Here is an 11,941-nt window from a genome sequence, read left to right on the forward strand (position 1 = left end):
CGTCTGGTTCGTCTGGTTCGTCTGGTTCGTCTGGTTCGTCTGGTTCGTCTGGTTCGTCTGGTTCGTCTGGTTCGTCTGGTTCGTCTGGTTCGGGGTATCACTGCCCTTTGCCTTGGATTCCAGATCCGCTACGGCATTATCCAATGCAGGATCACCCGTCGAAGCTGAAGTCGAAGTAGATGACGTATCATCCAGCCCGCTGCTGCTTAAATCGGCATCCGTAATAGCTGCATTACTTGATTTATTACCGGGGGCATCCTGATCCATGATCTGGGCACGCCGATGCTGCAAGAAAGCCGAACGGGCTGCCGCATACGGATCAAGACTACTTTCCAGAAAAGAATCCGCCCCTGATTCTGCCATTTGGGCGCGCATTTTTACAACGCTGACAACTGCAATGGCATAGGTGGCTGCATTCGGAACGAAGTGACATTCACGGACACAATAACTAAAGGGATCAGCCCATTGGGCAATACCGGTGCCGACCGCATCACGCATCGTCGTTGGCCCCATGAAGGGTAAAACAAAATAAGGCCCGCCATTCATGCCCCAACGCGCCATGGTCTGACCAAAATCTTCGACTGTCGAAACGACTCCTATTTTCGTAGCGGTATCACGAATACCACCTATGCCGACCGTTGTGTTAATAGCGAGACGCGCGATGTTCTTCCCTGCCAGATAGGGTTTGCCCTGCAATAGGTTGTTAATGGCGTTAAAAGGCTCTTCAAGATTAGCAAAGATACGGATAATAGCCTTGCGAACCGGCTCTGGGACTTTTTTGTTATAATATTTGGCAACCGGCTGCATCACCAATTTGTCAGCTTTTGAATTGATATTCCAGACTTTGCGGTTGAATTTTTCCAGCGGGTCTGTCTGGGCAAGGGTATCCGTGCCGGGCGTAATGGTACAGCCACCCAAGAGAGCTAGGGCAGAGAAAGACACAAGGGCGGGTCTAAGAAGAGATTTTGGCGCAGTCATCACGAAGCGGTGCCATAGCAAAAACAATTACACAAGTCGTTGACTTTTATTAGTATCAACGATTATCCTCATAAAGATATCTTTATATCTTGAATTAACCATTGGGTATGACCCATATCCTGTGTTTTCCCGACCGATAGAACAAAAGGAAATCGCTCCTTGAGTTTTAGAGAAAGTGACAGTTTCTATTATTATATTTTCAAAAAGTTAAAAGTAACAAAATGATAACAGGGTAGAAAAGGCCACCAAGATTTATGGATGATTTACTGGCGATTTTTCGTGCTTTAACGGATCCAACGCGCATACGTATATTATTGTTATTGCATGAAATGGAGTTGTCTATAGGCGAAATCGCCCAGATTTTAGGACAAAGCCAACCCCGAGTCTCGCGCCATGTAAAGGTTTTGGTTGATGCCGGTCTTGTGGTGAGACGCAAAGAAGGCAGTTGGGTTTTTTTGCATCTTGGGAAAAAAGAACGCCTGCAACCGCTGTTTTCTGCCTTGGATATTTGGGATCAGGAAAAATCATGGCGGAATACCGACCATGCCCGTTTAAAGGCTGTTTTGCTTGATCGCGCCGCCGCTGCTTCCCGTTATTTTGAAGCCCATGCACCGGAATGGGACTCGATTCGTTCTATGCATGTCGCTGAATCCGAAGTTGAGCAGGCCATATTATCCATTGTCGGTGATAGAAAAATCGGTCGATTAGTCGATATCGGCACGGGCACGGGTCGAATGCTAGAACTTCTAGGGTCACAAGCGGATAAAATGATCGGTGTTGATCGTAGCCCTGAAATGCTTCGAATCGCCCGCACAAAATTAACCGGTAAAAATTTACCCCAAGCCAGTCTTTGTCAGGGTGATATGTATGCCCTGCCTTTAGAAAAGAAATCGGCTGATTGGGTCATTCTGCATCAGGTTTTACATTACGCACAGCAACCCGCCTTGGCGATCGAAGAAGCGGCAAGAGTGCTCGATAAAAACGGGCATTTGCTGATTATTGATTTTGCATCCCACGATAAAGAAGAACTTCGTCTCAACAACGCACATGCCCGTCTTGGCTTTTCGGATGACCAAATCAATGAATGGTTTTTGTCATCAGGCCTCATGACCCAAAAAATCGAGCAGTTAAAGGGCGGCAGTCTGACGGTCAAATTATGGCTGGCAACGCGTTCGGATAGTCTTTCAAGAAAGAGTTAAACATATGGAACGGATACTTAGAGAAAATCCGAATTTTGTAACGGAACCGTTTCTGGGTGAAAAAGAACCTCATATCTCTTTTGAGTTCTTCCCTCCCAAAAATGAAGAAGCCGACAAGCTGTTATGGGAATCGGTCGAACGTTTGGCACCTTTGAAACCGCGATTCATGTCTGTAACCTATGGGGCAGGCGGTTCTACCCGTGAACGAACACGGGCAACGGTGACTCGAATTGCACGGGAAACGACGATTCCGGCAGTCGCGCATTTGACTTGTGTGAATGCCAGCCGTGATGAAATTGATGATATTGCCCGGGATTATTGGGATGCAGGCATCCGTCATATTGTCGCATTACGGGGTGACCCGCCCGGGGGTGAACGTTTTCAGGCACGCCCTGATGGTTATGCCAATGCGGTTGAATTGGTCGAAGGTCTGAAACGGATAGCGCCTTTTGAAATTTCGGTCGCCTGTTATCCCGAAACCCATCCGCAGGCATTAAGCCCAGAAGCCGATATCGAGTTTTTGAAACGGAAATTCGATGCTGGAGCGACCAGAGCGATTAGCCAGTTTTTCCTTTCGGCGGATGTTTTTTTGCGCTTCCGTGATCGGGTAGCTGCCGCCGGTATTACAGCTGAAATTTTACCCGGTATCATGCCGACTTCCAATATTAGCGGGTTAAGGCGAATGGCCGATAGCTGTGGTATTGCGATACCCGAAAAACTTGGCCGTTTGATGGAAAGCCTTGATAAAGACGATCCCTCTGTCAAACAGATGGTGTCTATGGCGGTGACCTCCGATTTATGCAGCCAGTTGGCAAGAGAAGGGGTGGATTCTTTCCATTTCTACACCATGAATCGGGCTGAAATTACCTCTGCCCTTTGTCGCCTTTTAGGCAGACAACCTGTGGCCTGAAAATAATGACAGCTGGAACAAGAACGGCTATCTAGCCGATGGAAAGCGGCTGAAAAGGAAAAGCGGTCATGAAAAAGAGCATAGCAGCAGAACGTCTGCGGGAAGAAGCAAGCAAGCGTATCTTGCTGACAGATGGTGCTTTCGGCACAATGATTCAGCGCTATAATCTTGATGAGGCCGCCTATCGGGGCAAATATGCGCTGGGTCATGACCAAAAAGGGAATAATGACCTTTTGGTATTGACCCGTCCCGATGTGATTGATGCCATTACCCGCGCTTATCTGGATGCTGGTTCTGATATGGTTTCAACGAACAGTTTTAACGCCAACAAAATCAGCCAGTCGGATTATAATGCCGAATCTCTGGTCACTGACATGAACCGCCAAGCGGCGGCGATTGCCCGAAAAGCGGCAGATGACTATCAAGCGAAAGATGGTCGTCCTCGCTTTGTTGCGGGCGCCGTTGGCCCCACCAATAAAACGCTTTCATTGTCGCCAGATGTCAATGATCCGGGCTATCGCGCGATTGATTTCGATCACTTGAAAGCGGTCTATGCTCATCAAGTGGCTGGTTTGATCGAAGGCGGTGCCGATTTTATTCTCATTGAAACCATTTTTGATACGCTAAATGCCAAGGCTGGTATCATGGCCGTTTTGGAAGAAAGTCAGCGGTTACAGCGCGAAATCCCGATGATGATTTCGATGACCATCACCGATATGTCAGGACGTAATCTTTCCGGTCATTCTATCGAAGCCTTCTGGTATGCAGTGCGCCATGCCAAGCCATTGACGATTGGCCTAAACTGTTCTTTCGGGGCAGATAAATTGCGGTCGCATGTCAAAACGCTTTCTGCTTTGGCCGATACTTTGTTGATGGCTTATCCGAATGCAGGATTGCCCAATGATTTGGGGCAATATGACGAAATGCCCGAAACCACGGGACATTTTATCGAAGAATGGGCAAAATCAGGCATGGTCAATATTGTGGGCGGTTGTTGTGGTTCAACGCCTGAACATATTGCCGCCATGGCCAAGGCCGTGAAGGGCTATCCCCCCAGAAAATTGGCCAAAATGGCACCGGCGATGCGTCTTGCCGGACTCGACCCGATGATTGTTCCGGCCTGATCGGCCTAGACCGTCTTTTCCTGTTTTCTATTTTTCGGATCTTGTAACCGTGACAGAGCTTTCCGCTGACAATAATAAAGCCGCCCGTTTTTTCAATATTGGTGAACGTACCAATGTGACCGGTTCTGCCCGTTTTAAAAAGCTGATTTTATCAGGGGATTATGCAACCGCCGTTGAAGTAGCGCGGCAACAGGTTGAAAATGGTGCGCAGATTATTGACGTCAATATGGATGAAGGTCTGCTAGATGCCAAAGAGGCGATGGTTACCTTTCTTCGGCTGTTAATGGCTGAACCGGATATTGCCCGTCTGCCGATCATGGTTGATAGTTCCCGTTGGGAAGTGATCGAAGCCGGTCTGCAATGCGTTTCCGGTAAACCCATCATCAACTCTATCAGTATGAAAGAAGGCGAAGAACCCTTTTTAGCCCATGCCCGTGTGGCGATGGCCTATGGTGCGGCTGTTGTGGTTATGGCCTTTGATGAAAAGGGACAGGCTGATAGCCGCGATCGCAAAATTGAAATCTGTAAAAGAGCCTATGATCTTTTAACGGGTATCGGGTTTCCGGCTGAAGATATTATTTTCGATCCCAATATTTTTGCTGTTGCGACCGGTATTGATGAACATCGCCGCTATGCGATTGATTTTATCGAGGCTTGTCAGGAAATTCGGCGGATTTGTCCTCATACCCATATTTCGGGCGGGGTTTCCAATCTGTCCTTCTCCTTCCGAGGTAACGAGCCGGTTCGTCGGGCAATGCACAGCGTTTTCCTCTATCATACGGTGCAAGCCGGTATGGATATGGGGATTGTGAATGCCGGACAGCTTGATGTCTATGATGTGATTGATCCGGTACTTCGCGAGGCCTGCGAAGATGTCATTTGGGATCGCCGCGAAGATGCCACGGAAAGGCTGATTACCCTTGCCGAAAATTATCGGCAAGATGGCAGTCAACCGGATAAGAAAACAGAAGAATGGCGCAGTTATGAAGTCAGAAAACGGCTTGAATATGCGTTGGTTAAAGGCATTGATTCCCATATCGTTGAAGATACCGAAGAAGCCCGCCTTGTCAGCGATCGCCCGATTGAGGTCATCGAAGGGCCTTTGATGGATGGCATGAATGTCGTTGGTGATCTGTTCGGTAGCGGAAAAATGTTCCTGCCACAGGTCGTAAAATCTGCCCGCGTGATGAAAAAAGCGGTCGCCTATTTGCTGCCTTATATCGAGGCTGCGAAAGATAAAAATGCCCGTGCCAAAGGGCGCATTATCATGGCGACTGTTAAAGGCGATGTGCATGATATTGGTAAAAATATCGTCGGTGTTGTGCTGCAATGTAACGGTTACGAAGTGATTGACCTTGGCGTTATGGTGCCTTGGGAAAAAATTATTGAGGCCATTAAAGAACATGATGCCGATATTGTCGGTCTTTCCGGTTTGATTACGCCTTCCTTGGATGAAATGGTAACGGTTGCCACCGAGATGGAGCGCGCCGGAATAAAAATTCCTTTGATGATTGGTGGGGCAACGACGTCCAAAGCGCATACGGCTTTACGGATTGATCCGGTTTATTCGGGATGTGTTATTCATGTCTTGGATGCGTCCCGTTCTGTCGGGGTCGCTTCTGCCTTGTTATCGGATACCCAGCATGATCAATTCGTAAAGGATACTGCCGAGGCCTATCAAAAAATTCGTGAGGCCAGAAGCGGCAACAAGCAATCGAAATTATTGCCGATCGAACAAGCGCGCAAAAATGCTTTTGTTATTGATCCGGCCTTGAAACCGGCGGCACCCAAACAACCGGGTATCCATCTGTTTAAAGAATGGGATTTAGCCGAATTACGCGCCTATATTGATTGGACGCCTTTCTTTCGGGCATGGGAATTGGCGGGTAATTTTCCGGCTATTTTAGAAGATGAAATTGTCGGAGAGACAGCGACTTCTCTCTATCAAGATGCACAGGCCATGCTTGATCAACTGATCGAAGAAAAATGGCTGACGGCACAGGCCATTGTCGGATTATGGCCATGTCGCCGCCGTGGTGATGATATCTTGGTCAATGATAATGGCAAAGAAATCTGCCTTCCGATGTTGCGGCAACAAATGGAAAAACGCGCTGATCGGGCGAATATGTGCCTTGCTGATTTTATCACGGAAGAAGATGACTGGATCGGCGGCTTTGCTTTGACGACTGGCCACGGGATTGAAAGTCATTTGGCGCGTTTTCGTGCTGAAAATGACGATTATCATGATATTTTGTTAAAGGCTTTGGCTGATCGCTTTGCCGAGGCTTTGGCTGAAAGGCTCCATCAATATGTCAGAACGACGCTTTGGGGCTATGCTGGAGAAGAAAATTGCGACAATCTCGCCCTGATACAGGAAAAATATAAAGGTATCCGGCCTGCGCCCGGTTATCCGGCCTGTCCCGATCACAGTTTAAAAACGATCCTTTTTGATATGCTGGATGTGACGCGGTCTATCAATGTCACTTTGACTGACAGCTTGGCTATGTGGCCAACGGCGGCTGTTTCGGGATTCTATTTTGGACATCCGCAATCCAGCTATTTTGGCGTGGCTCGTATCGGCGAAGATCAATTGGAAGATTATGCGGTTCGTCGTGGTGTTGAACTCGATATAGCGAGAAGGTGGTTGACACCGAACTTATAAAAATTCAGATTACTTCTTGTAATTTTTATCACTGAACCGATTATAAATATCATCCGAGGACGGCAATTGGCCGGTCTTTTTGCCTTTGTCTTTCTTCGTGATCTTTCGGAATAAAGCATCTTTTGGCTGAAAATGGGGGCTTTCTCACAAGAAGTTTGATCATTTTTGAATGATCGACTGGGATAATATCATTGCCTCGGCCGGACAAAAACTGAGGAGAGGCGCATGCCTAAAAGGGGGCAGAACAATATTGATATTATGGGTGAAATGATCGCGGGCGGTCATGCACCCAGCTTACCCGCCGGTATGCGTCTTTATGCGATCGGGGATATCCATGGTCGGAAAGACCGTTTTGATATCCTGCTCCGGCAAATCATCGAAGATAATAGCTTGCGCGGTTTGGCTGGACGGAAAGGTACGCATATCGTCCTTCTTGGTGACTATATTGATCGCGGTATGGACTCCAAAGGGATGATTGACTTCTTCCTTCATCCTGAACCTTTGGGATTTCATTGGCATTTTGTCGGCGGTAATCATGAAACCGCTATGATCGAAATTTTCTCGGCTGCCCCGCGGAAAGTCTCACCGGAAAAATTGGCAGATTGGCTTTCCCGTTATGGTGGACGGGAAACAATGATAAGCTATGGTATTCCAGCGGACGATATCGACAAAGCCGCCGTCCAGCTTAAATCCAAACATGTAACCTTGGAATTTGCTGATAAATTGCTGATGTCATGGCGTGCCAAAATTCCGCCTGCTCATTTTGAATTTTTGTTTGCCTTGCCTGATAGCCTGCAATTCGGTGACTATTTCTTTGCCCATGCGGGTATCAAGCCCGGTATTGCCGTGGAAAAACAGAAAAGCGATGATCTCCGCCGTATCCGAGGTGAATTTTTAAAAGACGAACGCGATCACGGTGTGGTTGTGGTGCATGGCCATAGCATGAGATCAGAACCAGAAATTCGCCTCAACCGTATTGGTATTGATACCGGTGCTTATACTTCTTCGGGACGATTGACGGCTGTTGGTCTTGAAGGTCGGTCGCGTTGGCTGTTAGCTTCTGGACAAGCGGGCGTTATCGGGGCAAATTCTTTAAAAGAAGGACGTTTGCCCTTTATTCTCAAGGCTTTTTGAGGATAGCCTTGCTTTTCCTGTCAGCCTTGAAGAGGAAGATTTTATTCCGGCTGAAAATACGATAAAGGCTAACTTTCTTTTTGGCTCTCACCTGATGGGTAATCTGTGACTCCACTCGACCATATCCGCAATTTTTCGATTATTGCACATATTGATCACGGTAAATCAACATTAGCCGATCGTTTGATTCAGACAACGGGCGGCCTGACTGCTCGCGAAATGTCTGAACAAGTGCTCGATAACATGGATATCGAGAAGGAAAGGGGTATCACGATCAAGGCGCAAACAGTGCGGCTTGATTACACTGCCAAGGATGGACAAAAATATGTCCTGAATTTGATGGACACGCCCGGCCATGTCGATTTTGCCTATGAGGTCAGTCGCTCTCTTGCCGCTTGCGAAGGGGCTTTGTTGGTGGTGGATGCATCGCAAGGCGTTGAAGCGCAGACTTTGGCCAATGTCTATCAGTCGATCGAATATGATCACGAAATTGTGCCGGTCATCAATAAAATCGACTTGCCCGCTGCTGAACCTGAAAAGGTAAAGCAGGAAATAGAAGAAATCATCGGCTTGCCCGCTGATGATGCCGTTCTGGCTTCGGCAAAATCCGGTATCGGGATTGATGATATTCTGGAAGCCTTGGTAAAACGGATTCCAGCGCCCAAAGGCGATATTAACGCCCCTTTAAAGGCAATGCTGGTTGATAGCTGGTATGATCCTTATCTAGGCGTGGTTATTTTGGTTCGGATCATTGATGGTTCTTTGAAAAAAGGTCAGCAAATCCGTTTCATGCAGGCGGGAACGACCCATTTGATTGATCGGGTCGGCTGTTTTCGTCCTAAAATCGAAATATTGGATGCTTTGGGACCCGGTGAAATTGGTTTCATTACCGCCCAAATCAAAGAAGTCAGCCAGACCGCAGTCGGCGATACTATCACCGATGCCAAAAATCCGACTTCGACCCCACTACCGGGCTTTAAGGAAGTCCAACCGGTGGTTTTCTGCGGGCTGTTTCCAGTGGATGCTGCCGATTTCGACAAGCTAAAAGAATCTCTCGGAAAATTGCGGTTGAATGATGCCTCTTTCTCTTTCGAAGCTGAAAATTCGGCGGCTTTGGGCTTTGGTTTTCGTTGCGGTTTTCTGGGCTTGCTTCATCTTGAAATTATTCAAGAACGCTTGTCACGCGAATATGATCTTGATCTTATCACGACCGCGCCTTCTGTCGTCTATCATCTCAATATGACCCATGGGGAAGGCTCGATTGACCTTCATAATCCGGCAGATATGCCGGATGTTACCCGCATCGATTCCATTGACGAACCTTGGATTGAAGCGACCATTTATGTTCCCGATCAATATTTGGGGGCAGTTCTGAAACTCTGTCAGGATCGTCGCGGTATCCAGAAAGACATGACCTATGTCGGCGGACGGGTGCAACTGCTTTACGAATTGCCGCTGAACGAAGTGGTTTTTGACTTCTATGATCGTTTAAAATCAATCAGCCGTGGTTATGCCAGCTTTGATTATCACCAGATCGGTTATCGTGAGGGTGATCTGGTCAAAATGACGATTATGGTCAATGGCGAAGTGGTGGATGCCCTGTCTATGATTGTTCACCGTCATGCCGCCGAAGGGCGCGGTCGCCAGATGTGTCAGCGGATGAAAGATCTTATCCCGCGCCATCTGTTTAAAATCCCGATTCAGGCGGCCATTGGCGGCAAAGTCATTGCTCGTGAAACCATCGGTGCTATGCGAAAAGATGTTACCGCCAAATGTTACGGGGGTGACATCTCTCGTAAAAAGAAACTTCTGGAAAAGCAGAAAGAAGGTAAAAAGCGGATGCGGCAATATGGGAGTGTTGATATCCCGCAAGAAGCCTTTATCGCCGCTTTACGCATGGGTGATGACAGTTAATTCTGTTATGGCCTTTCTCTCTGTTCAAAGTTCAATGCAAGGAATCTAATTTATGACCGATACGCCTCCCGATCATCTTTCTGTTTTTCCTGACAGTGAATGGTTCAACGCCGATGCCTTAAGACGCGGTGTTGGTATCCGTTTCAAAGGACAGGAGCGGACAGATGTTGAAGAATATTCCATGTCCGAAGGCTGGGTTCGTGTCGCCGCCGGTCGAAGCCGTGACCGTTTCGGTCGTCCGATGACGATCAAATTAAAAGGCGAAGTCGAAGCCTTCTATCAGGATGCCGGTCAAAAGGCTGAAGCTGACGATAGTCAGGCCTAAGAATAAGGAAAAAGACAACGTTTAAGACGCATTTTGACAAGCGGCTTTTTCTGGCCTGTCATGACGAGGACGCTCTTTTGATTGGGTATCCTATCCGTATAAAATCTATACGGATAACCGCTTGCATTCAGGAGCCATAAGCTGATGTTCGCCGGTTTCCCGCTTGTCGATTTGCGCTCTCAACCTTTTTTTGAAGACAAAAATCGCGCCTTCTGGATGCTGCAATCTGTCGGCTGGACGGGATATTTTGTTCTTCGCGCTTTGGGTGGCCTCGCCAATTCGATGGGGCTGCTCTATATCGTGCCAACGGCACTTGCGACAGTTACTGGCTATTCCATTACTTTATTGATGTCGGTTGCCTATCGTCGATTGATCCATGCTAAACCCTTGGTGACATGGAGCTTTTCCATCTTTATTTTGGTTATGGCTTCGGCAATCTTTTCGATGATTGAAGTCTGGGCGCATGCAACCTTTTATCGATCGGTTTCTATGCCCGTCGGTATTGAATTTTTGGGCGCCATCCTGCTTGATTTCGCGCTTCTGATTGCATGGTCGGCGCTTTACTATGGCATCAATTATTATCTGATGCTTGAAAAACATATGGGGCGGATTCACCGTATCGAGGCACAGGCTTCCGCTGCCCAGCTTGCGATGCTGCGTTACCAGCTTAATCCACATTTCCTATTTAATACCTTGAATTCCATTTCTACTTTGGTGCTGCTGAAACAAACCAACCGTGCCAATGCGATGCTTTCTCGCCTGTCTTCTTTTTTGCGTTATACTTTGGCGAATGAACCCACCGCGATGGTGACGCTAGAGCAAGAGGTTGAAACCCTTAAACTCTATCTTGAAATCGAAAAAATGCGGTTTGAAGATCGACTTCGGCCACATTTCGATATTGATCCTTTGGTTGCTCATGTGCGCTTGCCGTCTTTATTGCTGCAACCTTTGATCGAAAATGCCATCAAATACGCGGTGACTCCTTGTGAAAACGGCGCAGATATTTCGGTAACGGCGCGTTTTGAAAATGGCCATGTCAGAATAGATGTCGTGGATAGCGGCCCCGGTGCAGTCGAAGAAGAAGACTTACCCGAAGAAAATATTATAGAAGCAGAGGATTCATCCCCCATACAGCCGGACAAGAGCAATACCGCCCTTATCCCGCATGAAAATCTGGAACCCGATACCCCAAAGCCGATAGTAAACCCGAAAAAACACACTATGTCAGCTTCAACAGGTGTTGGTCTCCCTAATATTAGGGACAGGCTTTTTCAGACATACGGAACAGATCAAAACTTTCAAACCTTTAACAGGCCAGAAGGTGGTTTCGTTGTTGTGATAGAAATACCTTACCAGACGGAAGATAAAGCAGTCAGGACTTAATATGGCTATTCGCACCATTATTGTTGATGATGAACCGCTTGCTATCCAAGGCTTACAGCTTCGGTTAGAAGACTATCCTGATATTCAGATCATCGAAACATGTCTTAATGGGCGGGAAGCTATTCGGGCGATTAAAACCCATAAACCCGATTTGGTCTTTCTGGATATCCAGATGCCGGGTTTTGACGGTTTTTCAGTCTTGCAAGGCATTATGGAAGTCGAACCGCCTTTGGTCGTCTTTGTAACGGCTTATATCGACCATGCCTTGCGGGCTTTTGAAGCCAATGCGGTTGATTATCTGATGAAGCCAGT

General features: G+C 47.5%; 10 protein-coding genes. 9 read left to right on the forward strand and 1 reads right to left on the reverse strand.

The features are described 5' to 3' along the window. Positions 1 to 978: VacJ family lipoprotein (locus tag LDL18_RS07100; protein ID WP_296508184.1), on the reverse strand; the 978-nt coding region annotated here is incomplete at its 3' end. A 254-nt stretch (positions 979 to 1,232) separates the two neighbouring features. On the opposite strand from LDL18_RS07100, the gene LDL18_RS07105 reads away from it, so the two are divergent. The 9 genes from LDL18_RS07105 to LDL18_RS07145 all read left to right on the forward strand — a co-directional run. Continuing rightward, on the forward strand, positions 1,233 to 2,177 hold the full coding sequence (locus tag LDL18_RS07105) for a metalloregulator ArsR/SmtB family transcription factor (protein WP_296508186.1): 945 nt from the start codon (positions 1,233 to 1,235) through the stop codon (positions 2,175 to 2,177). Positions 2,178 to 2,181: 4 nt separating this feature from the next. Beyond that, the gene (metF, locus tag LDL18_RS07110; RefSeq protein ID WP_296508188.1) at positions 2,182 to 3,087 is read left to right on the forward strand and encodes a methylenetetrahydrofolate reductase [NAD(P)H]; all 906 of its coding nucleotides are present in this window, start codon (positions 2,182 to 2,184) and stop codon (positions 3,085 to 3,087) included. A 68-nt stretch (positions 3,088 to 3,155) separates the two neighbouring features. Then, on the forward strand, positions 3,156 to 4,211 hold the full coding sequence (locus LDL18_RS07115; protein WP_296508190.1) for a homocysteine S-methyltransferase family protein: 1,056 nt from the start codon (positions 3,156 to 3,158) through the stop codon (positions 4,209 to 4,211). Positions 4,212 to 4,260: 49 nt separating this feature from the next. Then, complete coding sequence (metH, locus tag LDL18_RS07120) at positions 4,261 to 6,873, forward strand: methionine synthase (protein ID WP_296508192.1); 2,613 nt, start codon at positions 4,261 to 4,263, stop codon at positions 6,871 to 6,873. Positions 6,874 to 7,098: 225 nt separating this feature from the next. Further along, entirely contained in the window at positions 7,099 to 8,007 is a 909-nt protein-coding gene (locus LDL18_RS07125; protein ID WP_296508194.1) for a metallophosphoesterase, read from the forward strand. A gap of 105 nt (positions 8,008 to 8,112) precedes the next feature. Continuing rightward, positions 8,113 to 9,921, forward strand: coding sequence for a translation elongation factor 4 (gene lepA, locus LDL18_RS07130; protein WP_296508196.1), 1,809 nt, complete (start codon positions 8,113 to 8,115; stop codon positions 9,919 to 9,921). A 52-nt stretch (positions 9,922 to 9,973) separates the two neighbouring features. Then, positions 9,974 to 10,246: a DUF3297 family protein gene (locus LDL18_RS07135; RefSeq protein ID WP_014849217.1), complete on the forward strand. Its 273-nt coding sequence runs from the start codon at positions 9,974 to 9,976 to the stop codon at positions 10,244 to 10,246. Positions 10,247 to 10,390: 144 nt separating this feature from the next. Next, on the forward strand, positions 10,391 to 11,629 hold the full coding sequence (locus LDL18_RS07140) for a histidine kinase (RefSeq protein WP_296508198.1): 1,239 nt from the start codon (positions 10,391 to 10,393) through the stop codon (positions 11,627 to 11,629). A gap of 1 nt (position 11,630) precedes the next feature. Then, a partial coding sequence (locus LDL18_RS07145) for a response regulator (protein ID WP_296508200.1) occupies positions 11,631 to 11,941 on the forward strand: 311 nt, incomplete at its 3' end.

Source organism: Zymomonas sp., from assembly GCF_020216885.1.
In the GTDB taxonomy this organism is placed as follows: Bacteria; Pseudomonadota; Alphaproteobacteria; order Sphingomonadales; family Sphingomonadaceae; genus Zymomonas.